This is a genomic window from Corynebacterium atrinae (assembly GCF_030408455.1).
GTDB lineage: Bacteria > Actinomycetota > Actinomycetes > Mycobacteriales > Mycobacteriaceae > Corynebacterium > Corynebacterium atrinae.
In genome coordinates, this window is sequence record NZ_CP046977.1 from 1,918,920 (window position 1) to 1,945,526 (window position 26,607).

The window sequence follows — 26,607 nt, forward strand, 5'->3', positions numbered from 1 at the left end:
GTCAGTCTACTCGCCGCGTCGATGAAGCGACTGTCGCGCCCGTCTAGTCCACACCGCACCTTGATCTATCACCCGTAGCAGGAGGATTGCTCCAGCGACCGCCAGCGGGACGACAATGACCATGACCAGTGGGATCTGGAGCCACAGGGGCGCAGTGACCACCACTTCGGCGATGCGGTCGAGGGCTTGATCAAGCATGGGACCAATCTAGCGCACGTCGGATCCGGCCAGCCCGCGGCGGCGCAGGAGGGGGGCGACGTCTTTGTCGCGGCCGCGGAGGCTGCGGAAGGCATCGGTGTAGTCGAGGGTGGCTCCGCGGGAGAGGATGCGCTCGCGGAATGCCTGCCCTGCGGCGCGGACGTCGGGCTGGGCACTGAACCAGTCGAAGCCGTCGGCGTCGAGCGCCTCCGCCCACAGGTAGGAGTAGTAGCCGGCGGAGTAGCCGCCGCCGAAGATGTGGTTGAAGTAGGTCGATCGATAACGGGGTGCCAGCTCGTCGACGATGAGGCCAGCTTCTTCCAGTGCGGCCTGCTCGAAGTCGCTTATCGACGTCCCCGTCTCCCCCACCTTCGCCGCCTCTGGCGGCGTCAGCGAATGCCATGCCAGGTCGATGATGGCGGCGGCGAGGTACTCGGACGTCGCAAAGCCTTGACCGAACTGGCGGGCGGCGATGATAGCGTCGACCAGCTCGTCGGGGATGATCTCGCCCGTGTCGACATGGTGAGCGTAGTGGCGCAGGACCTCGGGGTCGAAGCCCCAGTTCTCGTTGATCTGCGAGGGGAACTCGACCCAGTCGCGGGGGACGTTGGTGCCGGACAGCGTGGGGTAGCGGACCTTCGAGAGGAGGCCATGGAGCGCGTGCCCAAACTCGTGGAAGAGGGTGGTCACCTGGTCGATGGTGAGCAACGGCTCGGAGCCGTCGGTCGGGTGGGTAATGCTCATGACGTTGACCACGACGGGCTTGGTGCCCAGCAGGTCTGACTGGTCGACGAAGGAGCTCATCCAGGCGCCGCCGCGCTTGGACGGCCGAGAGCGGTAGTCGGTGAGCAACAGGCCGATACCTTCGTCGCCGTCCTTGACCTCCCACACGTCAACGCCGTCGGCGTAACCCTGCAAGTCGTCGCGCTTATGCACCGTGATTCCGTAGAGTCGCTCAGCGGCGAAAAACACGCCCTTCTCCAGGACCCGGCGCAGCGGGAAGTAGCGCGAGACTTCTTCGTCATCGAGGGAGAAGTCTCGCTCGCGGACCTTGGCCTGCCAGAAGGGCCAATCGGCGCCCGTGACGGGCTCACCGGCCAGTTCAGAGGCGAGCTTGCGTTCAGCATCAGCGTTAGCTGCGGCGGCCGGGGCTAGATCGAAGAGCAGGTCGCGGGCGGCCTGGGCGGTGCGGGCGGTCTCCTCGGCGATGACGTAATCAGCGTGAGTGTCATACCCCAACAGCTGCGCCCGCTCGGCCCGCAATTGGACCTGCTCAAGGAGGTTGGCGGCGTTGGCGGTTTCCCCCCGCTGCTGCGACGCCTCGTAGAGTGCAGCGCGCGAGGCGGGATCGGTGAGCAATGCCTGGTCAGCCTGCACCGACGGCAGATCGAGGGGCAGCAGGTATCCCTCACCGCCCGCATCGGCGTGGGCGGAATCGATTCGAGATTCGCTCAGACCCGCCAACTGCTCGGCGTCGGAAAACCGCACGGCGAGGCGCTTCGTATCGGCCAGGAGGGAGCGCCCAAACTCCTCCGAGAGCACGCTCAGGCGCTGGTTGATGTCAGCCAATCGCTGCTTACCCGCCTCGTCGAGAGCCGCACCGCGGCGCGTAAAGCGACGCAACAGCAATTCGTGCAGACGCTGAGATTCGGCATCGTCGGGGACGGTGACGTCGTAAAGCAGCTGGTAGAGGGCCGGATTCTGGTAAATCGCATCGGAATGGGCCGAGAGCTTAGGAACGATATCCGCGGCCACGGCATCCATCTCGTCCGTGGAATCGGTGCCCTGCAGGTTAAAAAACCACGCGGCCGTGCGCTCGAGAGTACGACCGGACTTCTCCAGCGCCTCGACCGTGCTTGCCCAGGAACCATCCGCTGCCAGGATCTCGGCGACTTCCTCGCGTTGTTCCGCGAGTCCAATCTCGAAGGCCTCGGCGGCATGATCCAACGTGATCTCGGCGAAAGGCGGTAGCTGGTAGGGAAGGGAAGATGGTTGCAACAGGGGATTCACAGTCATGGGGCCCGATGGTAGCGGCGCGCGGTTGGTAGCGTTAGCACCATGTCCACCACCGTGCGCGTCAGCTGCCCCGCCGGCACCGTCGTCGGGCTCAGCGACGGCGACGTCACCCGATTCCACTCCATCCCCTACTCCGACATCCCCGGAGACTTCGCCAACGCCACGCGCCTTGCGCCCCAAGAGCTTATCGACGCCACCACCTACCGCCCCGAGACCATCGCCCTCACCGTCTTCACGCCGACAGGAGCACGCCCCCTCGCCGACCTCCCGGTCGTCGTCTACATCCACGGTGGACGCTTCGAGTACGGCACCCACGGCGATCGGCGAGCAGACGGCACCCCGAACGCCCTGGCCGACGTCGTGACCGTGCACATTGGCTACCGAGTGAAACTCGCAGGTTTCGCGCGTTTTCACGACGACGAGCCCAACCGCTACCGCGGCATAGACGACTGCCAACTCGGCCTCGAATGGGTCCAACGCAACATCGAGTCCTTCGGCGGCGACCCCACCAATGTCACGCTCGTGGGTCAATCTGCCGGGGCCACCACGGCGCTGTGGCTGGCCCGGCGCGACCACTACCGCGGGGGCTTCCGCCGAATCTTGGCCATGTCTCCGTGCTTCCCGCGCGCCTCCTTCGGGGAGCGAAAAGCGTCGCTGCGAATGGCCATAGGCAAACCCGTCACCCGCGACGCCCTAGCGCGCGTATCCCCGAAAACGCTGGATCGCGGCTATAACCGCTTCCGCACGATTCACGGCATGGACATGGCCCTCGGCCCCTCACCGTTAGAGCCCCAAGAGCAAGCCGATATCCCCCTGTGGATCACCTCGACCCGCGAAGAGTTCTATCACATGCCCGCCGGGCAGAAGGCAGATTCCCTGCGATGGCGAGAGGGCATCGCCCGCCGGATGAGCCGCCGCATGGGCATGTCCGGTTCCTTTAATACCTGGCTGGAGCACGCGCGCATGATGGATCCCCAACGGATCGTCGGACGCCTCATCGGCGACGCCTCCAACCGCCGCTGGGTTTCCCAAGCCGCCGAAGAGGCACCAGGAAAAGTATGGATGACCGAGTTCGTCCGCACCCGCGGCCCCGCCATTCACTGTTCTGAGATTCCGGCCGCTTTCGGGCTGGAACACGGCCCCCTGCACGATCTGCTCCTCGCGTTTGCGCGCGGCGAGGATCTCCCCTGGCCAGCCTTCTCCCCCGATGACAGCAGGCAGGCGCTTCGCTTCAACCTCGACAACGGTGACGCCGAGGTGATCAGTGATCCCCTGCTGATGGTGCGAGAGGCGTTTAGCGGCTAGAAAACCATCACAGCAGCGCCTCACGCAGGCGCTGGTGAGCCAACTCCTCCGCCAACCAGGGGCTAAAGGCGAAGGGGGTGATCTCCACCGCCTGAATTAGCGCGGCGGGATCAACCCATTCCATCGAATCAACCTCGTCAGGCGAGGGAGCCGGCTCCTCCCCCTCCACCAGCCGAGCCACGAAGACGGGGCAGATCTCCCACTCCACAATTCCGCTGGAGTCAACGGCCCGATAGCTGAAGTCAGGCAGCACCTCAGTGATCTCCTCGACCGCGCCTTCCCTCAGTCCGAGTTCCTCTACACTGCGCCGCGCCACTGCCTCGGCGGCCGTTTCCCCGGGACCGGGGTGGCCGCAGAAGCTATTGGTCCAGATGCCGGGCCACGTCCGCTTGCCCAGCGCCCGGCGCGTCATCAACAGCTTCCCCTCGTGATTGAGCAGGAAGCAAGAAAACGCGAAATGCAGCGGGGTGTTTCTGGTGTGCACGGTCGCTTTGGGCGCAGTACCGACCGGTTTTCCGGAAGGATCGGCAAGAACAACCAGTTCCACGGCGTCAGTCATGCACCCAACTGTAGGTTATCCGCGCACCCACGCCCCGATCACGCCCGGGACCACCGGCGCACGCTCTCCAAGCAAAGCAGCCAGGTTCTCATCCTCCTCCACTGCCGATGTCACGGTTCGTACTTTCCCGCTGGCCTTTGATTGTTGCGCCCCACCAGCCATCGGGGCACCCATCATCGGCATCATTCCACGCCCCGCGCCCGCGCCGGGAGAGCGGGTCGATGCTGCCGTCCCCGCCACCATCGGGCTCGCCGCAGTACCAGGCACCGCTGGCCGGCTTGCTGCACCGTCGACGCCCGGCAGCACCCCCGCGCCACCGGCGCCACCGATGATCGCCCCCGATCCACTGCGACTACCAGCTGCACCTGCCCGGCCCATTCCAAGCGCTCCTAGGGGAGTACCCATTCCGCTCTCCCCCATTCCAGGACGCAGCGGGGGCAGGCTTGCCGACGCCGCCGTCGTCCCCAGGTTGCCCAATGACGGCCGCTGCCCACCCATGGGGAGTGCACCCGCGGGGATTCCGCCGCCAAAGGCCTGCATCCCGGGCGCCCCGGCGCCCAAGCCGAGTCCACCGCTCATCGGCATTGGTGGTGCTGCCAAGGCTGACGTGCCCGCGTTGGCAGCAGCGGTGGTGACCCCATCAGCGCCGACACCGGCCAGATCATCCACCCCTTGCTCAACCGTTCCGAAGGAGCCCCCACCCATGGCCTGGGTCGCGGCGTTCAGCATCTGCGTCATACCGTCCGGACGCATCCCCGTGGCGTCATGCTTGGACCCCTTCCCCTCGATATCTTCCATCCCCAGCGCGATCTCTCCGCCGCCATCCCCGGAGCCATCCATGACCATGAGGTTGCGGATCGGCGGTATGCCCGTGGTCACGAACGGGCTAAACGTCGCCGGGAAGGTTTGAAGGAAGGCCTGCTCAGCCGCCAGGCGCTGGACTGGGTCCGGGATGGGATAGATCTTCATCTTCGCCACATTCACGCGGTGCGCCCCCTGCGACTTAATCGCCGCCAGCCGCTCAACTGAGGTCTGCATGATGGAGGCATTCTGAGCAAAGGTTTCCCCCGCCTTCGCAACGCCTTCGATCTTGTCGATCGCCGCGTCGATCACGTCGCCACTGTTGCTGCTGGCGACTTCCTGGGCCACCGCATGGAGGTCTTCCGCGATGCTGGCTGCCTCTGCTGACAGTTCGCGCCACTTTGCGGCCGCATCAACGGCCTCGTTGATCTTCGTTGCCGAAAACTCCGCCGACAACTGCTCCAGCGACAGGGCTGGGGTAACCAGCGGCGCCTGGAAATCGAAGTTCTCGAACTGCGGCCTCGGACGCTCCGGGAACGGCATCCCCTCGGTTCCCACGGATCCGCCTTCATCAGCAAGATCTATGCCGCGACCAACAAAGGCGTTCTGGCCGGTCAACGCTTCGATGCTGGCGGCCATCGCACTGCTGAGCCAATTGACCTGGTCGGCGTAGCTCCGGAGGATCTTAGCGGCGGAACCCGCTCCGCCGTTGATGACTCCCCCGTGGCCACCACCGAGTTGATCAAGTCCAGATACCCCGGAGAAGCTGCCATTGAGTGTCGCTTGTGAAGCTCGATCTGCCAAGAGCCCTGCGCGGCTCGAAATTGCCGAAATCTTTTTTACGCCTGAATGTAGTGATTCAGGAACGATGAGCATTTCCATTGTTTTCCCCCAAGTAATGAATGATTCTTTCCAAGTGTTCGAGCGCAGTGCCGCAGTTGGCCAGCTGAGTGGTGTCCGTGAGTGACTCCCCGTAGTTCACGACCAACCTCCCCCGGGTGGTGTGGATTACGGCACTACAGGCGGTGCTGTTGTCAATCCCCATGTGGTGGAAATAGACCCCGTCCAAGTCAGATTGCACTGGAGGTTCGAGCAAATACTCCAGTTCGATGACCCGAGACTTCGGTACCCGATCCCCCGTCATGATGAAGAGACCATTAGAGTTCACGTGTTCAGCATTGAAAGAACACTTTGCCGAAAGCTGCCGGTCGTAGTACGGCCCATCCATCATCTGTTCCAACCCCGCTGCCGCGTACACCTCCTCCGGAATCTCCGTGCACGGGTCAATGACCTTGAAGTCCCCCTCCGGATCGAATTCCCCGATCTCTAGTTCCAACGGCTGCGGTGGCGCTGACGTTGGGGCCGGCCCGGAAGGGACGGCGGACGTCGGGGACGAAGCTTCGTCGATAAGCGGGGTGCAGGCGCTGAGCAGAAGTGCAGCAGCAAGGATGAGTATGCGGCGGGCAGGCATGAGTGGGCTGTCCCCTTGTGGGTCCGGGACGACTCCCTTCGGTGGGGAGCCGGAGCACGAGTGTGCTCGCCACTCTTAGACTCCGGGATCCACGGCTCGGTTCCCGGAGAGAAAAAACTAGTTCAAGCTGCCCTTGAAAATAACGTTGCCGATCTTTAGTTCAGCGTCCCAGAGGTTGCCGGAGGAGACGTTGTAGACGTAGCGCAGGTTGGTGGAAGCGCCAGCTCCGAGGGGTTCGTCCAGTCCGATGATTCCGTCGCTGGCGGAGGCGGACTGCGGTTCGGCTTGGACGCGGCTGCTACCAGAGTTGTAGGTCAGGGTGGGGGTGCCAATGGCGTCGGTGGGCACGGGTGCTTCGTTGAGGTTGTGCGCGAGAATGGTGATCATGGTGCCGCCAGAGTTGGCGTAGGAACTACCTTGGTAGGTGAATTCCACGTTGAGGCCGGGATCGAGGGTCTTTTCGCTAGGGCTGGCAGTGACGGGCTGGACTTCCTTCGCCTCAAACGTGGGAGTCTCGGCCGTGGTGACCGCGATGGACTCCGTGGGAGTCGGGGCGGTGGCGTCGTTGCCGGATCCGCAGGCACTGAGGAGCAGCGCGGAGACGACGAGTGTGCCGACGACAGGGCGGGTCATTTTCACGTGGCAGCCTTTCTACAAAGTGGTCTTTGAACAGTGTAGCCAGGGATTCGGCCAGACTTAGGCTGTACCCCGCGAATCGTGGCATAATCGCCGGTCTGAACCTCGGATGATCTGACAGCGAAGTGGAGTTGTTCTCAAGTGAATTCTTTGGCCCGAATAGCGCGGAGTGCGTCGGCATTGTGGCCGTACTACCTGGGCGTCGTGCTGATCTCGACTGCTGCCGCTGCCCTGGGGCTCGTGTCACCGTTTATTTTCCGCGAGGCGACGGACACGATCGTCGGCACACTGCAGGGTGAGACGACTGTCGAGCAGGTGACGCGGACGCTCCTGTGGTTGACAGTCGCTTTGCTGCTGGCTGACCTTGGTAGTCAGCTGATGTCCAACGTCGGCGGGTACGTCGGTGACGTCATGGCGATGCGGATGCGGCAGATTCTATCCACGCGCTATTACGCGAAATTGTTGGCGCTTCCGCAGCGCTATTTTGATAGTCAGGTCACGGGCACGGTCATCGCGCGGCTAGATCGTTCGATTGCTTCGCTAACTCAGTTTCTGCAGTCGTTTGCCAATAATTTCCTCCCCATGGTCATTCAGGTGGTGGCCGTGTTGGCTATCACTGCGTGGTACTACTGGCCGTTGACTATCCTCTTGGCCTTGCTGTTTCCGCTGTACATGTGGCTGACCGCGTTGTCGTCGAAGCGCTGGCAGAAGCTGGAGGGGCAGAAGAACGAGCAGATTGATGCCGCTAATGGCCGTTTTGCGGAGGTCATTGGCCAGGTCAAGGTGGTGAAGTCATTCGCTTCTGAGGTCCGCGAGCTGGACCACTTCGGGCAGCGCTATGGCCGGACCGTCGATATCACGCGCCCGCAGTCGCGCTGGTGGCACCAGATGGATACGCTGCGCGGGGCAGCGCTCAACTTCATTTTCTTTGGCATCTACCTGGTCCTGTTCTTCCAGACCTTGCACGGCAATTTCACGCTCGGCGACATGGTGATGCTCATTCAGCTGGTCAACATGGCGAAGCAGCCCGTGTTCATGATGAGTTGGATTGTCGATACGGCACAGAAGGCGATCGCCGGGTCAAAAGATTACTTCCGGGTGATGCAGGAGGAGTTTGAGCCGACGGCCAATGCTGAGCTCATCGCCGCTACCGAGGCCTCCGGTGTTCCTGAGCTTGATCTCACACCGATCGCTCCTCTCCAGCCCGTCGCCAATGAGCCGGTGGTGGATTTCAATGACGTCACCTTTGCCTACGAGGAAGGCCAGGACGTCATCAGCCACGTCAGCTTCTCTGCCCGCGAGGGTGAGAAAATTGCCCTGGTGGGCGAGTCAGGCGGCGGTAAGTCCACGCTGGTCAACCTGATGCTGGGCTTGTATCCCCTGTCGAGTGGCGCGCTGAAAGTGTGCGGGCGTGATACGGCTGACCTCACCGCTGCGCAACTACGCGCGAGCGTCGGTGTGGTTTTCCAGGAGGCCGCGTTGTTCTCAGGCACGGTCCGAGAGAACATTGCTTATGGTCGTCCCGATGCCACCGAAGAAGAGATCATTGAGGTGGCCAAGCGCGCCAACGCCCACGATTTCATTTCCCGTTTCCCAGCTGGCTACGACACCATCATCGGCGAGCGAGGCTTGCGCTTGTCCGGCGGCCAGAAGCAGCGCGTGGCTGTCGCCCGAGCGATGCTCAAGGATGCTCCGGTCCTCGTCCTCGACGAGGCCACGTCCGCGCTCGACACGAAGTCCGAGCGCGCAGTCCAGGCCGGTCTGGATGAGTTGATGAAGGACCGCACGACGCTGATCATCGCTCACCGCTTATCGACGATCGCGTCGGTCGACACCATCGTCACCTTGCGCGATGGCGTCGTGGACGAGATCGGGTCCCCCGATCAGCTCGCCGCCTCCGGCGGCATCTACGCGGAGCTTCTCCAACTCACTGCCTCCTCCTCTGCCGCCGACCGTGCCCGGTTGAAGAAGTACGGCTTCGTCGCCGACGGGGTGGACGTAGACGATGAGGTGCACGACGCCGCTGAGTAACCTGGCGCTACCCTAGTGGCATGCAGTTTCCCAGCCTCGATGAACTGAAGACCCGCCAGACCCGCAAGTGGACCGTCTACGACGATGATGTCCTGCCGTTGTGGATCGCCGAAAGCGACTTTTTCACCTGCTCGGAGGTAAAGAAAGCCATTTTGGAGGCGGTGGAGAATGAGTCCTTCGGCTATACCCCCGCCGAGTCAGATCTTCCAGCCGCCTTAAGTGATTTCTATGCGCAGCGCTACGGCTGGCGCATTGATCCGGCGATGGTTGTCGCGGTGCCCGATGTGGTTCGTGGTCTTCTCTTAGCGGTCGAGTACATGACGCGTCCGGATTCGGGCGTCATCGTCCCGGTCCCGGCCTACCCGCCCTTCCTCGAGGTGCCTGAAACTGCTCGCCGCGCGATGCACACCATTGATGCTTACGGCGGTCTCGACCTCGACGATATCGAGCGCGAGTTCGCCGCCGGAGCTGGTTCCATTCTGCTCTGCTCCCCTAATAACCCCCTGGGATATACCCTGTCCCGCGAATTCCTCATCGAATTGTGTGAGCTGGCGGATCGCTACGATGCCCGCGTGCTGGTGGACGAGATTCATGCGCCCCTGGTCTATGGCGACGGCGAAGGCAACGGCCACGTCTGCGCGGCTAGTGTGAGCGAGATCGCGGCCAAGGTCTGCATCACCGTTACCGCTACTTCCAAGGCCTGGAATATTGCTGGGTTGAAGTGCGCGCAGATTATCTTCACCAATCCCGAAGATTTAAAGGTTTGGGATTCGATGACTGGCGTGGCCAAGGATGGCACTTCCACCCTCGGCATCTTCGCCGCCACCGCTTGCTATCAACTGGGATTGGATTTCCTCGACCAGGAGATGGAATACCTCCGCGGCAACCGTGACTGGCTGGTAGCTGAACTGCCGCGGCGGATCGACGGCCTCAAGGTGACCAACCCCGACGCGACCTACCTCATGTGGCTGGACTTTTCCGGCACAGCGATCGGCCACCACGAGCGCCCCGCCATCTGGCTGCGCGAGCACGCGCGCGTCGCTTTCAACGATGGCTACTACTTCGGGGAAGGCGGTCTGCACCACGCCCGGCTGAACTTCGGCACCTCCCGGGAGATCTTGGAGGAAGCCGTCAGCCGCATGGAGCAGGCTTTCGCGAGCGCACCGACTGAGGAATAGCCAGGTCACGTGCCCGGATACCTGCCGAAAGGGGGCGGGTATGCACTCTTCATTCAAACTACCTACGCTTGAATCTATGAGTGAAGACACCACCACTGATGTCCAGACTGGCTTCACCGGCGCCTCGGATGCGACGGAGTCCTCGCAACCCGGTTTGGCTACCGGTCCGCTAGCAGATACGGACACCGCCCCCTCCGCCACCAGGCCAGAAACGAATGCCCAGGGCTACATTGTGGAGTCGAAGTCACAAGACTTCGAAACTCCGGCGCCCGCCCCCGGCGACAACCCTTGGGAGCGGCCAGACCACGAGTGGTTCAAGGATGCGGTGTTCTATGAGGTTTTGGTCCGTGCCTTCTACGATCCGGAGAACACCGGCTCGGGTTCCCTGCGCGGTGTGACGGAGAAACTGGACTACTTGCAGTGGCTGGGCATCGACTGCATCTGGCTGCCGCCTTTCTACGACTCCCCTCTGCGGGATGGCGGCTATGACATTCGCAATTTCCGCGAGGTGCTGCCGGAGTTCGGCACGGTGGATGATTTCGTTGAGCTCATCGATCATGCCCACAAGCGCGGCATCCGCGTCATCACTGATCTAGTGATGAACCACACCTCCGACCAGCATGCGTGGTTCCAGGAGTCCCGCCGCGATCCCGCGGGGCCCTATGGAGACTTCTACGTCTGGTCGGATGATCCGACCGAGTACTCTGATGCCCGCATCATCTTCATCGACACTGAGGAATCCAACTGGACGTACGATCCGGTGCGCAAGCAGTACTTCTGGCATCGTTTCTTCTCCCATCAGCCTGACTTGAACTACGATCACCCGCCGGTGCGGGCCGCCATGCTCGATGTCATGCGCTTCTGGTTGGATCTGGGTCTGGACGGTTTCCGCCTTGACGCGGTGCCCTACCTCTTCGAGCGGGAGGGGACGAACTGCGAAAACCTCCCCGAAACCCATGAGTTTTTGAAGCAGGTCCGCGGGGTCATCGATGATGAGTACCCGGGCCGGGTGCTCCTCGCCGAAGCGAACCAGCTGCCCAATGATGTCGTCGAGTACTTTGGTGAACCGGAGTACGGCGACGAGTGCCACATGGCCTTTCATTTCCCCGTCATGCCACGCATCTTCATGGGCGTGCACCAGCAGTCGCGCACCCCGATCTCGGAGATTCTCGCCGATACCCCCGCCATCCCGAAGACCGCCCAATGGGGTATCTTCCTGCGCAACCACGACGAGTTGACCCTCGAGATGGTCACCGATGAAGAGCGCGCCTACATGTACAAGCACTTTGCTAAGGACCCGCGGATGAAGGCGAACGTGGGTATTCGTCGCCGCCTCACCCCCTTGCTCAATGGTGATCGCAACAAGCTGGAGCTGTTCACCGCCCTGCTTCTGTCCCTGCCGGGTTCGCCGGTGCTCTACTACGGCGATGAGATCGGCATGGGTGACAACATTTGGCTCTACGATCGCGACGGGGTGCGCACTCCGATGCAGTGGTCGAGCGACCGCAATGGTGGTTTTTCCAAGGCTGACCCGGAGCGCCTCTACCTGCCAGCGATCCAAAACGATCAGTACGGCTATGCCACGGTGAATGTGGAAACGCAGATGAAGAGGGATAACTCTCTCCTGCAGTGGACACGCGCACAGATTCACATCCGGCAGCAGTACCACGCTTTTGGCCGCGGTTCCTACACCGAGGTCGATTGCCCTAACGATGCGGTGCTGACCTTCATTCGTGAGTACCGCGGTGAGCGCATTCTGTGCGTTAACAACTTGTCCGATCGCCCGCAGGCCGTCTCACTGGACCTGGCGCGGTACTCCGGGGTCACGCCGCGGGAGCTGTCCGGCGGCGAAATGTTCCCGGAAATCACTGAGCACCCGTGGGTGGTGACGTTGCCTCCGCACGGCTTCTTCTGGTTTGACCTGTCCGAGGAGGAATAGTGGAAAATCTCATCCGGATGCTGGAGGGCGCCCGCTTCTATGGCGCCAAGTCCGAGCCGATCGACTCCATTGAGGTGGTTCGCGAGGCAACGATTGCCGACGGCTGGCGGCTGCAGGTCCTGCGCGTTCATCACGGTGGCACGAGCGATCTGTATCAGGTGCTTATCGACGCCGCCGATAGCGACGTCTTCCACCTTCCGGAAGTCATTGGCGCCTATGGCGCCGCCCTCACGGGCGGCAGCCCCGCCGGCTTTGGCGTCCTTCATGGCACGGCCGAGGGCCTCGCTGGCGGGGGCCGCGCCATCAGTGGCGAGCAGTCCAATACCTCGCTCATCTTCGGCAACAACGCCATGGTCAAGGTCTTTCGACACCTGGAGGCGGGGCAGAATCCAGACGTGGAGTTGCTCTCACAGATCCCCGAATCGCCGCATGTCGCAGCGGTGCGCGGTTGGGTGACGGAAAACATCGACGGTGAAGACCACACGCTGGCGATGATTCAGGATTTCATCCCCGATGCCGACGATGGCTGGCGCTATGCCCTCGGTTTTTCCTCCCTTGATGCCCACTTCGGACCCGAGGCATCCCTCCTGGGAGAGGCCACCAGCGCGGTGCACGAGGCCCTCGCTCAGGCGTTACCTACCGAAACTGTCCCTCTGTCGAGCTTGATTTCCGCCCTCGAGGATCACCTTGACCAGATGCTGAGCCGCGCTCCGGTGCTCGCCGAGCATGAGGCCTCCGTCCGCGAGGTGTATCGTCGCCTCGCGGAAAGCGGCGGGGCGGACGAGACCATTCAGCGTATCCATGGCGATCTTCATTTGGGCCAGGTCTTACGCAACCAGGACACTTACGTGCTCATCGACTTCGAGGGGGAACCAGCCCGACCGTTGGCGGATCGCCGCCGACCCGATTCGCCCCTGCGCGACGTCGCCGGGGTCATTCGTTCCCTCGACTATGCGGCTCATTTCCCGGCCCGGAGCGGGCAGGGTGCGGGCCCGGCAGATCCCATCGCGTGGGCGGCTGAGGCGGCGGAAGCTTTCCTGCAGGGCTACCAGTTGGAGCCTTCGACGCTGCTTGATGCTTATGTCTTGGACAAGGCGCTGTACGAGGTGGTTTATGAGTCGAATAACCGCCCGGATTGGGTGGATATCCCCTTGGATGCGGTGCGACGCTTGTTGGGTTCTTAGTCTCGCGGTTTGTGCTTCGCGTGGAAACTGCGGGTAACGTGGGAAAACGCTTGCCTGTTCTGTTGTCTGACCACACCGCGCTAGGACCCGCATAACGATGTCGAAGAAGAACCCCCTCCTGACCATCACCGTCACAGCCCTCATGCTGTTTTCCATGTTCTTCGGAGCGGGCAACCTCATCTTCCCGCCGATGCTCGGCGTGGAGGCAGGCACAAGCTTCACCCCGGCGATCGTCGGTTTCCTGGGCACGGGTGTTCTTCTACCAATCTTGGCCATCGTCGCCATCGCCATTTCCGGCAACGACATGCGAGACCTGGCCTCCCGCGGCGGCGTGTTTTTCGGCGTGGTTTTTTCCGTCGTGGCTTACCTTTCCATCGGCGCGTTTTACGCGCTGCCCCGCACGGGTGCGGTGTCTTATGAGACAGCTTTTCAGCCGTTGACCGGATGGGACTCGCTTGCCGCGTCGGCGGCGTTTAACTTTTGTTTTTTCGGTGTGGCATTGCTGCTGGCGTGGAACCCGAGCGCGATCGTCGACAATTTGGGTAAGTTCCTCACCCCGGTCTTACTGGTCCTGCTGCTGGTGTTGGTGGTCATCGCGCTAAGCAAGTTCGATGGCATCGCCGGTGTCCCCTCCGAAAAATATGCCGAGGCGCCCCTGGCGGCCGGCCTTCTCGAGGGCTATCTCACCATGGACTCCATCGCCTCCTTGGCGTTCGGCATCATCGTGATCTCCGCGCTCAAGCACAATAGTTTCCCCAACGGTTCAGCCCTCGTGCGCGGCACGATTCTGGCGGGCATTGGCGCCGGCGTGATCTTGGGCATCATCTACGTCGCCCTCGGCTACATCGGGCAGATCATCCCGGACCCCAGCCGCTACGTCAACGGCGCTGGCTTGCTGTCCGACGCCGCCAACCTCGCGATGGGCTATCCCGGCCAGATCGTCTTCGGGCTCATCGTCCTCCTCGCCTGCCTGAGCACAGCCGTCGGCCTCATCGCCGCTACCAGCGAGTTCTTCTCTTCGCTCATGCCGCGTGTGACGTACAAGATGTGGGCCGTGGTTTTCGCCCTCATGTCTTTCGCCATGGCAACCATGGGATTGGATACCGTCCTCGCGATCGCCGCCCCGATCATCGGCTTTATCTACCCACCGGCGATCACCCTCATCTTCATCACGCTCATCGAGCCTCTCGCCCGCCCCTGGGTCACTTTCCATTGGACTTTCCGGCTGGCTATTTGGGTCGCCGTCGTGTGGTCCGCGTTGGTCACCTTCGACAGTCTCGGCTGGGGAAGTTCGATCATCGTTCCGCTCATCTCTTGGACGCCGCTTCACGACGTCGCCCTCGGTTGGGTGCTGCCCACCCTCCTCGCCTTCGTCGTTGGCGTGGGCGTCGATGCAGTCCAGCGCCACCGACGCCGCGCGGTCGCCGCAGCCTGAAATATCGGCACCTTCCCCGACGTTGCAGGGAGGTAGGAACGCAGCGTTAAAAGGAAGGTTCCCCATGTCAACCCCCCTACCCCTCTCACTCATTGACTTTTGCCTCATCTATGAGGGCGAGACCGCAGCGTCGTCCATGGCCCGTTCCGTGGATTTGGCGCAGCGAGCCGAGCAATTGGGCTACTCCCGCATCTGGTACTCAGAGCATCACAACATGCCGCAGATCGCTTCGGCGGCACCGGCCGTACTCATTTCCCACATCGGCGCCAAGACGGAAAAGATCCGCCTCGGCGCGGGTGGAGTGATGTTGCCCAACCACTCCCCGTATGTCATCGCGGAACAGTTTGGCACCCTGGCCGAGCTCTACCCTAACCGCATTGATCTCGGTTTGGGCCGCGCCCCCGGTACCGACATGACCACACTGGGCCGGGCGCTTCGCCGCGATCCGAAGGCTGCGGAGAACTTCCCCCAGGACGTCCTGGAACTCAGTGGTTATCTGCGCGGCGAATCCCGCATTCCCGGCGTTGCCGCTACCCCGGGTGCCAATACGTTTGTCCCGCTCTACATCCTGGGCTCGTCGATGTTCGGCGCGTCGTTGGCTGCCAACTTCGGCCTGCCCTATTCCTTTGCATCGCATTTTGCGCCGCAACACCTCACGCAGGCCGTGGCCTACTACCGAGAGCACTTCCAGCCTTCGGAGGAACTCAGCGAGCCCTATGTCATCGCCGCGGTGAACGTCACTGCCGCCGAAACGACAGACGAGGCGGAGCGGCAGCTGCAGGGCGTGTATCGCAACCGTGTGCGCGCACAGATCGCCAAGGGGCGGCAGTTGTCCGACACTCAGCTCGATGCCCTCGTTGCCTCCCACCAGGGTCAGCAGGTTACCGGGATGCTCCACTACAACGCGGTGGGGGATTCAGCGCAGGTGCGCTCGTACTTGGAGTCCTTCGCCGAGCTGGCTCAAGCCGACGAGCTGATGATCTCATTGCAGAATACGTCGAACGCTGAGGCCACGCGCGGTCTAGAGATCCTCGCTGAGGCGTGGGAGCTGGATCCCGCCCACGTCGCTGGCGCCCCGGGGCAACAGAATTAGGAATTCTCAGATGCTGCCCAGCTTGTCCACGTTCAGGCCCGGCACTCGGGCTCGCAGCATGTCGACGAGTTCGAAGGGGCGGGGACTAGCTTTGTCAGGGAACCGAACGGTGTAGGGAGCTACGGCCGTAGGGTCGTGTTGCACTCGTTCGCCGACATGCTGAGGCAGCAAGACGAGGAAGGTCCCTTCCCTCGGACGGGAATAGAGCTGAACATGCGCCAGCTCGTCGAGGGGGAAGCTGACCCCGGTGCGCACGATGGTGACCTGGGCGGCGTCGATAAGCAGCACCGGACGAGTACGCCTCCAGAGTGTGATGACGAGCATGAGCAAGGCGATCAACATGCCTGCTGCGGGCGCGGCGGAGGCCAGCAGATAGAGCCACGTCAGTGTGCTATCGCTGTGACTGCGCGCGGAAAAGTACAGGCCCAGGAAGATTGGCGTCATGACGAGGACGAACACCACGAAGATGACGAAGAACTTGCTGGAGGCCAGAGACACGGCGGTGGGGCGAAGCGCAATCGTTTTAATAGGCAGTGATCTTAGTACATGCTCCGCCTACCCTCAGCTCACCTAGACACGCACTAGGTCACACGTCTTAGTTAAATGGTTTTGTGGCAGGGAGGATGTAATCTACTGCCAGATTGGCAGTACCACTTAGGTGCCGGTCATAACCTCTTGATAAACATGTCCTCACACTTGCGTGTCGCAGGATGTCTTTTCGTGTCGCCATGCTCTACAATCCGTCTAAGAAAATCCTTACAATCACTTAGGTGTCACCATATATTTACCGGTGTAATAGCCTAATAAAATTAATCAGGGAAACCTGCTCGGCACTCGCTTAAAGGAGGTACCGCATGGGCTCATCCAAGAAGTCTCCAAAGTCGACCCAGCGCTACGAACTCATCACTAACCATCTGCGACAATCCATTGAGGACGGTACCCTTAGCCCTGGAGACGAGCTCCCCTCCGAAGCCGAGTTATGCGAACAATATGATTCTTCGCGCGGGCCGGTCCGACAGGCGATGGCCCTACTGCGCGCCGAGGGGCTGATCTCCACCGGCCGCGGCCGCCGCAGCACTGTCTTGACTTCTGCGCCTTCTAATTCTTTTGAATCCCTGCTCTCCATGACCGCATGGGCCGAGGACATGGAACCCGATATCTCCCAGCGGACGCTGTGGGTCGGGCGCACCTCCGCCGACGCACATACCGCCTGCCAACTTAATGTCGAAGTGGGCTCTCAGATCGTCACCATTAAACGTCTGCGCCTGCTCAACGACGAGCCGCTAGCCATCGAACGCCTCAACTTTCCCCTCGACGTCGGCCGCCCCCTCCTAGATTTCGACACCGACAACTGCTCCGTTCACCGCGAGCTCTCTCGCCTGGGTGTTGGCTTTGAAAGCGCCAACCGCTCCATGTCCGCCGCCTTATCCAACGGTGAGGATTCCGAGCTGCTGGGCATTCCCGAAGGGTCGCCGATCATGCAGGTCGAACTGCTGGCCGCCAGCAAGCAGGGCCGAACTTTGGAGTATGCCGAGTACCGGGTCATCGGCGAGGGCCTTGTTCTCCACGTCAACAACGTCCGCGGCACGCCAACCCCGGCGTGGTTTTCGCGCGAGTCCTAATTGTTTCATGTGACCAGCGCCCACTAGCCTTGGGCACATGTTCTCACGACGGAGATCCCCCACCTTGTTGGTGGCATTGGTGGCGGTCATGGCCGCGTGTCTGAGCGCCTGCTCCGCCGGACACACCGCCACCCAGGTGGGACGCATCGCGGGCACCGACAGCCTGGTGGTCGGCACCACTGGCACCCCGGCCTCACTCGACTTCACCAGGACCGGTGGCGCGGCTATCCCGCAAGCGCTCATGTCCAACGTGTACGAAGGCCTGGTGCGCATCGACGCAGACGGGACGATCGTTCCTCTGCTCGCCCAGAGCTGGGAGGTCTCCGAAGACCGCACCTCCTACACTTTTCACCTGCGCGAGGGCGTGGAATTTTCCGACGGCACCCCCTTCACCGCTGATACGGCCGCCTTCAGCATTAACTACGTCAAGAACTCGTGGACCAATGGCCTGAAATCACAAATGGACGTGGTCAACAGCGCCGAGCCCCTCGACGAGTACACCCTCCGCGTCAGCCTCACCCGGCCCTCTCAGCGCTGGTTGTGGTCGATGGGCACGCTGACGGGAGCGATGATGAGCCCCGAGGGCGTGGAGACGCTAGCATCGAACCCCATCGGGACCGGCCCTTTTGAGCTCGACCGCTTCGCCGTGGGCGAGTCCATCTCCCTACGCGCCCGGGACGACTACTGGGGCGACCCGGCACAACAAGACGCCGCGATCCGCTATTTTTCCGACGCCACCTCCGCCGTCAACGCCCTACGCTCCGGCGATATTGACGTGGTCTGGTCGATGCAATCGCCCGAGCTTTTGGATACGCTGCCGACTGAGTTTTCCGTCGACGTCGGAACCACCAACGGCGAGGTCATCGTCTCGATGAACAACAAGCGCGCTCCCTTCGACGATCCGCGGATCCGTCGGGCGGTGGCGCTCGCGATCGACCGGCACGCGATCAACGAGGTGGTCTGGGAAGGGCTAGCCACCGATACCGGCGGCGCGCCCGTCCCGCCAACCGATCCCTGGTTCAGCGGAAAAGACTACTTCCCCTTCGATCCCGCGCAAGCGCGGCAATTGCTTATCGACGCCGCCATCCCCCACCCCGACATCACCATCGCCGTCCCCTCGCTCCCCTATGCACAAAACATCTCCGAGCTGCTGTATTCCCAACTCAGTGACGTGGGCTTCCGGGTACATCTGAAAAGTGTGGAGTTTCCAGCCGTCTGGATCTCCGAGGTTATGACCGCCCACGACTATGACATGTCCATCATGGGCCACGTCGAAGCCCGCGACATCCCCGCACTGTTCGGCAACCCGCAGTACTACCTGGGCTACGACAATGCCGAGGTACGGGAGCTACTCCTCGAAGCCGACTCCGCCGAAGACCCCACCCCCGCGATGGAGAAGGCCGTCGACGTCATTATGTCGGAAGCCGGGGCGGTCACCGTCTTCAATCAGCCCAACATCGTGGTCACCTCCCCGCAGGTGAGCGGGGTATCCCCCACCATCGTGACCGACGCCTTGTCCCTAGCTCGGTTGGAGAAGAGATGATCCTCAAAGTCCTCCTCCGCTTCCTCGTTTCGCTGGTGCTGGCCTCCGTCATCATCTTCCTGCTCCTGCGAGCCATCCCCGGGGACCCCGCGCGCGTCGCTCTGGGAGTGACCGCAACCGACGAGGCCGTGGCCGCCCTCGCAGCTCAATTGGGCACGGACCAGCCCCTGTGGCACCAGTATTTCTCCTGGGTCGGCGGGCTTATCACCGGCGATTTCGGAATATCGCTTTCCTCGCGCCAGGACATCACGGCGCTCATCATCGACCGGGCGCAGGTCTCGCTCATCCTCTGTGGAGTGGCCATGGTGCTCTCCCTGCTCATCGCCGTTCCCCTCGGGATGTGGGCGGCCCGGCGCGCTGACCGCGCCGACGGTCTCCTTGTCACCGGGGCCTCGCAGGTGGGAATCGCGGTCCCCTCATTCTTGGCCGGAATCCTGCTGGTCACGGTCTTTTCGGTGCACTTGGGATGGGTACCCGCCAATGGCTGGGTACCCCCGAATGCTGATTTCTCCGGCTTCGTCCAGCGCCTCATCCTCCCGGTTATTGCGCTGACGGCGGTGCAGGCCTCGATCCTCACCCGCTACGTGCGCTCCTCCATCCTCGAGGTGATGGACCGTGACTTTATGCGGACGGCGCGGGCGACGGGGGCGTCGATAAGCGAGGCGCTGTGGCGCCATGGACTACGCAACGCCGCCCTACCCGTGCTCACCGTGACGGGGCTGCAGCTGACGTCGCTGGTGGTCGGAGCTGTGGTGATTGAACGGGTATTTCTCGTGCCCGGGCTTGGGTCGATGCTGTTGGACTCGGTCGCGCGGCGCGATCTGACGGTGGTGCAGACGATCGTCATGCTCCTTGTGGTGTTTACGCTTAGCGTCAACCTTGTTATTGATGTGACGTACCGGATCATCGATCCGCGGATCAGGAGGACCTCATGAAAAGGCTTCCGGTATCCGGCTGGATCGGGCTCATCATCGTGGTATCCGTCGTGCTTCTGGCTCTGGTGTCACTGGTGTGGACGCCTTATAACCCTGTCCATGCCGTCCCCTCCGACCGTCTCCTCGCCTCCTCTGCCGAGCATCTGATGGGCACCGACCGCTACGGCCGCGACGTGTTCTCCCGCATCATGGCCGGGGCGCAAATCACGCTCTTCGTTGGGCTTGTCGCTGTGGGAATCTCCGCGCTCGTCGGCGTGCCGTGGGGAATGTGGGCGGGAATGAAACGCGGCTGGACCGAAGCCCTCATCATGCGCGGTGTCGACATCATGCTGGCGTTTCCGGCTCTATTGCTGGCTATTATCACCGGAGCCGTGTTTGGAGCTTCGACCACCACCGCGATGGTGGCCATCGGCATCGCCGGCATCCCCGGGTTCGCCCGCGTCGCCCGCGCCGGGACACTCCAAGTGATGACCCAGGATTACGTCGCCTCCGCCCGCGTTTCCCGGGTGCCCGGGCTAGTCATCGCCATCCGGCACGTGCTTCCGAACATCGCCGGGTTCATCGTCGTGCAGGCCTCCGTCGCGTTCGCGCTCGCCGTGTTAGCCGAGGCGGCGTTGTCCTTCCTCGGGCTCGGCACCGCACCCCCCGATCCATCCTGGGGGCGCATGCTCCAAGCCGCCCAAGCCTCCCTGGGCACCGCCCCCCAGTTGGCGTTGTGGCCGGGCCTGGCCATCGCCGTGACTGTGCTGGGATTCAATCTGCTGGGGGACGGACTCAGCGATGCCCTCAACCCGCGAAGGAGCCGACGATGAGTGTTCTCGCAGTCTCAGGTTTAAACGTCGGCGAGAGCATCCTCACCGATATCAACTTCCAGATCGCGCCGGGTGAGCGCCTAGGAATCATCGGCGAATCCGGCTCCGGTAAGTCCATGACGGCCCTGTCCATCATGGGGCTGCTCCCCTCTTCCCTATCCGCGACTGGTTCCGTGCGCGTCGCCGGCACCGAGGTCATTGGCCTCGATGATCGCCGGATGCGCCGCCTTCGAGGCTCCGTGGTCTCCATGGTGTTCCAAGAGCCCATGACCGCCCTGGACCCGTTGATGACGGTGGGTAAGCAAGTTGCGGAGGCCGCTGGCCGGTCAGATGTCACGCAGTTGTTTAAGGATGTCGCCCTCGACCCCTCCCGCATGAACGCCTACCCCCACGAGCTCTCCGGCGGGCAGCGCCAACGCGTCCTCATCGCCATGGCACTGGCCAACGACCCCGAGTTACTCATCTGCGACGAGCCCACCACCGCTCTCGACGTCACGGTCCAAGACCAGATTCTCGACCTCCTGGACGAGCTCGTGGAGAAGAAAGGCGTCGCCCTCCTCTTCATCACCCACGACCTCGGCGTGATCAACCGCATGTGCCGCCGAGTGCTGGTCATGTCCCAAGGAACCATCGTCGAATCCGGTACCACCGACGACATCCTCCGTCGTCCCGAGCACCCCTACACACAGAAGCTCGTCGCCGCCTCTCTCCCCGGCCAGCCGGCCGTTCCCCGCCCTGTCGGGGCTCCGGTGTTGTCCTTGCAGAGTGTGACCAGGTCTTACAGCGGCACCCTTGCGCTTGACGACGTCTCCCTCGTCGTCCGCCGCGGCGAACGCCTCGGCATCGTCGGTGGTTCCGGCTCCGGAAAGACCACCCTCCTCCGCCAGTTCGCCGGCCTGGACACCCCCGACAGCGGCACCGTCACCATTGACGCCGATGTCCAAGTCGTCTTCCAAGACCCCCACAGTTCCCTCAACCCGCGCCTGAAGATCGGCTCTTCGGTAGCGGAGGGGATGCGGCTTCGGTCCGCAGAACGGGTAACCGCCGTCCTCGAGGAAGTCGGCCTGACTGGCGACGCCGCGACCCGCTACCCCCACGAGTTCTCCGGCGGGCAGCGCCAACGCATCTCCATCGCCCGCGCTGTCGCGGGTAAGCCCGAAGTATTGCTTGCCGACGAGCCCGTCTCCGCCCTCGACGTCTCCGTCCGAGCCCAGGTCCTCGCCCTGCTCGACCGGCTGGTCGAGGAATACGGACTCACGCTCGTCTTTATTTCCCACGATCTATCGGTCGTCCGCGAAGTCTGCACCACCGTAGCTGTCATGCACCAGGGGCGAATCGTCGAAATGGGACCCACCGCCGAGATCTGGGCTAACCCGCAGCACGACTACACCTGCTCTTTGCTGGCGGCGACGTTGGAGATCGACGGCTAGGCGGCGGTGCCAAAATTCTCTAGAATGCGATTCTCCCTTTTGCGCGACCTGCGGAAACGCTAGGTCATACGATTCATTCTAGAGAATTTTGGCACTTCGCCCTAGCTTGATCCGCTCCAGCACCTCATAGTGCGGTCCCCCACCTCGCCCGCGACCAAGGTGCGACTCCATGAGCACAGCCTCATCGCACGCGAACGCGGGGCCTTGGTAAACGTTGAGGATGTGGACGAGCTCCCCCACCGCCCAGCGTTCCCTCGTCCGCGCGATGGTCAGGTGCGGTTTCTGCGGTCGATGGCCTGGCTCTCCTGATTCCAGCCCGAGAGCCCCGAGAGCACTGTCCGCCATGAGGCGTGTGAGGGGCTTTTTGTCTCCCGCCACACCCATCCACAGGGTGCGATGGCCGAAGGATCCGGCGCCCTTGATCCGAAGCGTCAAGGGTTCGCAGGCGCTGGCGGCATGGGCAAGGTGGGCCGCGAGCTGGGAGGTGTCGTTGGGTTGCTCTCCGTAGAAACACAACGTCACATGCCAATTGTCGGGGTCGACCCAGCGCAGACTATTGGGAAACTCCCCGCGCAGCGGGCGCAGGGTGGACACCAGGTGTTCCCTGGCTGCCTCGGAGGGGAGTAGGGCGGAAAACAGTCTTCTCATGGTGTGTGGTGGCAGGAGATGTGGAGCGGGTGCTCGTCATTCGCCGTCACCGAAGAGGGAATGTGCCACGGACCACCAGCTTTGATTTTATGTGAGCCCCGCCACTTGACGGGGGTAGCACTTTGTGGATAGCGTAGCACTCAGCAGCTTGTGCAATCGATTGCACACCGCCTCACAGTCGGGAAGGAGCCGATCATGGCATCCACCGCCGCGACGCTGAAAGACGTAGCGCACGCCGCGGGAGTGGCAGTCTCCACGGCCTCACGAGCTCTCGCGGGCAACCCCGTGGTCTCCCAAGAGACCAGCGACCGAGTCCGGCAGTGTGCCGAGCAGCTCAACTATCGGCCCAACGCCCAAGCCCGCGCTCTACGCAGCTCCCGGTCCAACATCATCGGCGTCACCATCCCCAGCCTGGTCAACCCCTACTTCGCGGAGATGGCCGCCGTCATCCAAGAGGAAGCCAACCGGGCCGGGATATCGACGATCATCTCCTCTACCTCTGAAGACGCCGAGCGGCTGATCGACTCACTTCACATCCTCAGTGATCAGCGCGTGGACGGCATCATCGCGGTCCCCTACAACGGCACGGAAGATTCACTCGCCGCGCTCGATGCCACCGGCATGCCTTTGGTCCTCGTCGACCGCGAGCTGCCTGGAAACAAGCACCTGTCAGTGGCCTCGGACTCCAGTGCTGGCTTAAGCTCCGCCGTCGCCCACCTCTTGGAGAAGGGCAACCGACGCATCGGCTATCTCTCCGGCCCAATGACGACCTCCACCGGCGTTACCCGCCTGGAAGAATTCACCGCCGCTTGCCACCATTTTCAGCTCCCGGAACAGCCTATCTATCAGGGCGGATACCACCGCGAGGATGGCTACCGCGGCACCGAGTGGCTGCTGTCCCAGAACGTCGATGCGATCATCGCGGGCGATTCCATGATGACCGTCGGGGCACTGGAAGCCTGCCACAAAAAGGGCATCGCCATCGGCCACGACGTGGCGCTCATCGGTTTCGACGACCAGCCCATCATGCGCTTGCAGGCCTGCCCGATCACGGTCATCGACCAGCAGGTCGCAACGATGGGGCGGCTGGCTTTTTCGCTGCTCCACAACCTCATCACCGATGAAGGCGGCAGCGGAAAGTCCCCGCCTTCCTCCATCCGAACGCCCACGACGCTCATCATCCGGGCGTCCTCAGATTTCGATCGCTCATCAACCACAGATAAGGAGGTACGACCATGACAAACGAGTCTCAGCCGCTGCTCCAATTGGATAAAGTCTCAAAGTCCTTTGGCCCCGTCAATGTCATCCGCGACGTCAGCGTCTCGGTTCATCCCGGCCAGGTCCAGGCACTCCTGGGAGAAAACGGTGCGGGTAAATCGACACTCATCAAGATGATGTCTGGTGTGTACCAACCGGATTCCGGCCGCATCATTATCGACGGAAAAGAAACCCACCTCCCCAACACAAAGGCCGCCGAAGAGCTCGGGATCGGCACCATCCACCAGGAGCTCAATCTCGTTCCCACCATGTCCGTCGCCGAGAACGTCATGCTCGGCCGCATGCCAACGCGGATGGGGATGGTCAACTTCCGTGAGATGCGCGCGCAAGCCCAGGCCGCCCTTGACATCATTGGCGTTGACGTTGACCTAGACACCCCCGTCGGCGAGCTCGGCATTGCCCGCCAGCAGCTCGTGGAGATCGCCAAGGCGCTCTCACTCAATGCCCGCATCCTCATTCTCGACGAGCCCACCGCGGCACTCACCGGCCACGAAATTGATCAGCTGTTCACCGTCGTTGATGATCTCAAGGCCAAAGGGGTGGGCATGGTCTTCATCTCCCACCACCTTGATGAGATCGCTCGCATCGCCGACACCGTCTCCGTGCTACGCGACGGCGAGTTCGTCGCCGAGGTGCCCGCCACCACCGCCGAAGACATCCTCGTCCGCCTCATGGTCGGCCGCGACATTGAGGATCAATTCCCCCGCGTCAAGCCCGAGATCGGGCTGCCAGTCCTCGAAGTCAACGGTTTAAGCTCCGCGGGCAAGTTCAGCGACATCAGTTTCACCGTCCACGCTGGCGAGGTCGTCGGCTTGGCTGGCCTCGTCGGCGCCGGCCGTACAGAGGTAGTTCGGGCGTTGGCGGGGGCAGATCCCATCGATTCCGGCGAGGTCATCATTGACAGCCAACCGGTCCCCCACAACGACGTCGCCGAAGCCATTCGGCGCGGCGTCGGCCATGTTCCGGAAAGCCGTAAGTCGCAGGGCTTGGTCCTCGATGCCACTGTCGGCGAAAACCTGGGACTAGCCACGCTGCGCTCGACCTCTCGGTTCGGCCTGGCTGACTTGAAGGGCCAGAAGTCTCGCGCCGCCGACGTCGCCGAGAAACTGCGCATCCGCATGGCCAACCTTGACCAGCCGATCCGCGATCTGTCCGGCGGTAACCAACAAAAGGCCGTCTTCGGCCGCTGGGTGCTCGCCGGTTCCACAGTATTGCTTCTCGACGAACCCACGCGCGGCGTCGACGTCGGCGCCAAGGTGGAGATTTACAACATCATCAACGAATTGACTGAGGCCGGCGGTGCCGTCCTCATGGTCTCCAGCGAGCTGCCCGAGGTCCTGGGTATGTCGGATCGCGTGCTCGTCATGTCGGGCGGGCGCCTGGCCGGCGAGCTGCCGAACACCGCCACCCAAGATGAAGTCATGGCTCTCGCGGTGTCACAAATCGATGACGGGCTCACCGACGATGCCCTCGCCCACCTTGAAACAGAAGAACACGAACAGGAGACACGATGACCACCGCAACCCCGACCCGCTCCACCAAGGGGCGCGCTGTCCTCAATTGGGTGATGAACAACGGTGCCCTCGTCGGCCTCGTCGTTTTGTGCATCGCCCTGTTTATCGCCACCCCGCACTTCCTCACGGTGAACAACTTCGTCAACATCGGTATTCAGGCCGCGACGGTCGCCATCTTGGCGTTCGGCATGACCTTCGTCATCGTCACCGCTGGCATTGATTTGTCCGTCGGTGCGGTCGCGGCGCTTGGCGCCATGGTCTCGGCGTGGTTCTTCGTCGAGGCTGGCCTCCCGGGCTGGATCACCCTGATCCTGGGCCTGCTCACCGGGCTGCTGGCGGGTGCGATCAGCGGCCTCGCCACCGCCTATGGCAAGTTGCCGGCGTTCATTGCCACGCTGGCCATGATGTCCATCGCCCGCGGCGCTACCCTGGTGATCTCCCAGGGCTCCCCCATCCCGACCGCGTCGAGCGTGAATTGGCTCGGCTCGACCGTGGCGGGCATCCCGATCCCCATCGTCATGATGGTCATCGCTGGCCTGCTGTGTTGGTTCATCCTGTCCCGCACGGTCATTGGTCGCTCCATGTACGCGATCGGCGGCAACACCGAGGCAGCCCGCCTATCGGGTCTGCCGGTGAAGAAGATCCTCGTCACCGTCTATGCACTGTCCGGTTTATTCGCCGGCTTGGCGGGTCTGGTCATGGCGGGCCGGCTTTCTTCCGCGCAGCCGCAGGCGGGTGTGGGCTATGAGCTCGACGCCATCGCCGCGGTCGTGATCGGCGGTGCATCGCTGGCCGGCGGCAGCGGCAAGGCAACCGGCACCCTCGTCGGTGCGATCCTCCTGGCCGTGATCCGCAATGGCCTCAACCTACTCAACGTGTCGTCGTTTTGGCAGCAGATTGTCATCGGCCTCGTCATCGCGCTGGCCGTCGGTTTCGACGTCCTCCGCAAGAAGACCACCTCTTAATTCCCCTCTCCAGA

Annotated in this window: 23 protein-coding genes; 15 read left to right on the forward strand and 8 right to left on the reverse strand. The window is 62.6% G+C overall.

The features are described 5' to 3' along the window. Positions 1 to 6 precede the first annotated feature (6 nt). Together CATRI_RS09385 and CATRI_RS09390 are read right to left on the reverse strand one after the other, a co-directional pair. Positions 7 to 198 carry a hypothetical protein gene (locus tag CATRI_RS09385; RefSeq protein ID WP_290216934.1) on the reverse strand — a complete coding sequence of 64 codons (192 nt, stop codon included), beginning with the start codon at positions 196 to 198 and terminating at the stop codon, positions 7 to 9. 9 nt (positions 199 to 207) lie between these two features. After that, entirely contained in the window at positions 208 to 2,214 is a 2,007-nt protein-coding gene (locus tag CATRI_RS09390) for a M3 family metallopeptidase (protein ID WP_290216936.1), read from the reverse strand. A 42-nt stretch (positions 2,215 to 2,256) separates the two neighbouring features. On the opposite strand from CATRI_RS09390, the gene CATRI_RS09395 reads away from it, so the two are divergent. Beyond that, entirely contained in the window at positions 2,257 to 3,519 is a 1,263-nt protein-coding gene (locus tag CATRI_RS09395) for a carboxylesterase family protein (RefSeq protein WP_290216937.1), read from the forward strand. Between the two features lie 7 nt (positions 3,520 to 3,526). Here CATRI_RS09395 and idi read toward each other — a convergent pair whose 3' ends face one another. The 4 genes from idi to CATRI_RS09415 form a co-directional block, all read right to left on the reverse strand. Further along, the gene (gene idi / locus CATRI_RS09400) at positions 3,527 to 4,078 is read right to left on the reverse strand and encodes an isopentenyl-diphosphate Delta-isomerase (protein ID WP_290216939.1); all 552 of its coding nucleotides are present in this window, start codon (positions 4,076 to 4,078) and stop codon (positions 3,527 to 3,529) included. A 15-nt stretch (positions 4,079 to 4,093) separates the two neighbouring features. Continuing rightward, complete coding sequence (locus tag CATRI_RS09405) at positions 4,094 to 5,683, reverse strand: hypothetical protein (protein ID WP_290216941.1); 1,590 nt, start codon at positions 5,681 to 5,683, stop codon at positions 4,094 to 4,096. Between the two features lie 55 nt (positions 5,684 to 5,738). Further along, entirely contained in the window at positions 5,739 to 6,350 is a 612-nt protein-coding gene (locus tag CATRI_RS09410; protein ID WP_290216943.1) for a DUF3558 domain-containing protein, read from the reverse strand. Between the two features lie 117 nt (positions 6,351 to 6,467). Continuing rightward, complete coding sequence (locus CATRI_RS09415) at positions 6,468 to 6,983, reverse strand: hypothetical protein (protein ID WP_290216945.1); 516 nt, start codon at positions 6,981 to 6,983, stop codon at positions 6,468 to 6,470. Positions 6,984 to 7,127: 144 nt separating this feature from the next. On the opposite strand from CATRI_RS09415, the gene CATRI_RS09420 reads away from it, so the two are divergent. The 6 genes from CATRI_RS09420 (at position 7,128) to CATRI_RS09445 (ending at position 15,846) form a co-directional block, all read left to right on the forward strand. Beyond that, complete coding sequence (locus CATRI_RS09420) at positions 7,128 to 9,017, forward strand: ABC transporter ATP-binding protein (protein WP_290216947.1); 1,890 nt, start codon at positions 7,128 to 7,130, stop codon at positions 9,015 to 9,017. A gap of 20 nt (positions 9,018 to 9,037) precedes the next feature. Continuing rightward, entirely contained in the window at positions 9,038 to 10,195 is a 1,158-nt protein-coding gene (locus CATRI_RS09425; RefSeq protein ID WP_290216949.1) for a MalY/PatB family protein, read from the forward strand. Between the two features lie 76 nt (positions 10,196 to 10,271). Next, the gene (gene treS, locus CATRI_RS09430; protein ID WP_290216952.1) at positions 10,272 to 12,134 is read left to right on the forward strand and encodes a maltose alpha-D-glucosyltransferase; all 1,863 of its coding nucleotides are present in this window, start codon (positions 10,272 to 10,274) and stop codon (positions 12,132 to 12,134) included. Continuing rightward, the gene (locus CATRI_RS09435; RefSeq protein ID WP_435384159.1) at positions 12,134 to 13,318 is read left to right on the forward strand and encodes a phosphotransferase; all 1,185 of its coding nucleotides are present in this window, start codon (positions 12,134 to 12,136) and stop codon (positions 13,316 to 13,318) included. Before treS ends, CATRI_RS09435 begins: the two co-directional genes overlap by 1 nt. 97 nt (positions 13,319 to 13,415) lie before the next feature. Further along, a complete protein-coding gene (brnQ, locus tag CATRI_RS09440) occupies positions 13,416 to 14,753 on the forward strand; it encodes a branched-chain amino acid transport system II carrier protein (RefSeq protein ID WP_290216954.1) in 1,338 nt (445 codons plus the stop codon). A gap of 64 nt (positions 14,754 to 14,817) precedes the next feature. Next, the gene (locus CATRI_RS09445; protein ID WP_290216957.1) at positions 14,818 to 15,846 is read left to right on the forward strand and encodes an LLM class flavin-dependent oxidoreductase; all 1,029 of its coding nucleotides are present in this window, start codon (positions 14,818 to 14,820) and stop codon (positions 15,844 to 15,846) included. Between the two features lie 6 nt (positions 15,847 to 15,852). Here CATRI_RS09445 and CATRI_RS09450 read toward each other — a convergent pair whose 3' ends face one another. Further along, positions 15,853 to 16,344, reverse strand: a complete 492-nt coding sequence (locus tag CATRI_RS09450) for a hypothetical protein (protein ID WP_290216960.1) — start codon at positions 16,342 to 16,344, stop codon at positions 15,853 to 15,855. A 356-nt stretch (positions 16,345 to 16,700) separates the two neighbouring features. Between CATRI_RS09450 and CATRI_RS09455 the strand changes: the two genes are divergently transcribed. The 5 genes from CATRI_RS09455 to CATRI_RS09475 are packed head-to-tail and all read left to right on the forward strand — an operon-like array spanning position 16,701 to position 22,188. Beyond that, positions 16,701 to 17,468, forward strand: coding sequence for a GntR family transcriptional regulator (locus tag CATRI_RS09455; protein WP_290216961.1), 768 nt, complete (start codon positions 16,701 to 16,703; stop codon positions 17,466 to 17,468). A 37-nt stretch (positions 17,469 to 17,505) separates the two neighbouring features. After that, complete coding sequence (locus CATRI_RS09460; RefSeq protein ID WP_290216964.1) at positions 17,506 to 19,011, forward strand: ABC transporter substrate-binding protein; 1,506 nt, start codon at positions 17,506 to 17,508, stop codon at positions 19,009 to 19,011. After that, on the forward strand, positions 19,008 to 19,946 hold the full coding sequence (locus CATRI_RS09465; RefSeq protein ID WP_290216966.1) for an ABC transporter permease: 939 nt from the start codon (positions 19,008 to 19,010) through the stop codon (positions 19,944 to 19,946). Before CATRI_RS09460 ends, CATRI_RS09465 begins: the two co-directional genes overlap by 4 nt. Beyond that, complete coding sequence (locus tag CATRI_RS09470) at positions 19,943 to 20,758, forward strand: ABC transporter permease (RefSeq protein ID WP_290216968.1); 816 nt, start codon at positions 19,943 to 19,945, stop codon at positions 20,756 to 20,758. Before CATRI_RS09465 ends, CATRI_RS09470 begins: the two co-directional genes overlap by 4 nt. Beyond that, positions 20,755 to 22,188, forward strand: coding sequence for an ATP-binding cassette domain-containing protein (locus CATRI_RS09475; protein ID WP_290216970.1), 1,434 nt, complete (start codon positions 20,755 to 20,757; stop codon positions 22,186 to 22,188). The genes CATRI_RS09470 and CATRI_RS09475 overlap by 4 nt, the downstream gene beginning before the upstream one ends. Before the next feature lie 78 nt (positions 22,189 to 22,266). Here CATRI_RS09475 and thpR read toward each other — a convergent pair whose 3' ends face one another. Continuing rightward, positions 22,267 to 22,836 (reverse strand): RNA 2',3'-cyclic phosphodiesterase, encoded by a 570-nt coding sequence (gene thpR / locus CATRI_RS09480; RefSeq protein WP_290216972.1) that lies wholly within the window; start codon positions 22,834 to 22,836, stop codon positions 22,267 to 22,269. 195 nt (positions 22,837 to 23,031) lie between these two features. On the opposite strand from thpR, the gene CATRI_RS09485 reads away from it, so the two are divergent. From CATRI_RS09485 to CATRI_RS09495, 3 genes are read left to right on the forward strand one after another with little or no spacing between them, the layout of a single operon-like run. Beyond that, positions 23,032 to 24,075, forward strand: coding sequence for a LacI family DNA-binding transcriptional regulator (locus CATRI_RS09485; RefSeq protein WP_290216974.1), 1,044 nt, complete (start codon positions 23,032 to 23,034; stop codon positions 24,073 to 24,075). Then, positions 24,072 to 25,628 (forward strand): sugar ABC transporter ATP-binding protein, encoded by a 1,557-nt coding sequence (locus CATRI_RS09490; protein ID WP_290216976.1) that lies wholly within the window; start codon positions 24,072 to 24,074, stop codon positions 25,626 to 25,628. Before CATRI_RS09485 ends, CATRI_RS09490 begins: the two co-directional genes overlap by 4 nt. Beyond that, complete coding sequence (locus tag CATRI_RS09495) at positions 25,625 to 26,593, forward strand: ABC transporter permease (RefSeq protein ID WP_290216978.1); 969 nt, start codon at positions 25,625 to 25,627, stop codon at positions 26,591 to 26,593. The genes CATRI_RS09490 and CATRI_RS09495 overlap by 4 nt, the downstream gene beginning before the upstream one ends. Positions 26,594 to 26,607 lie beyond the last annotated feature (14 nt).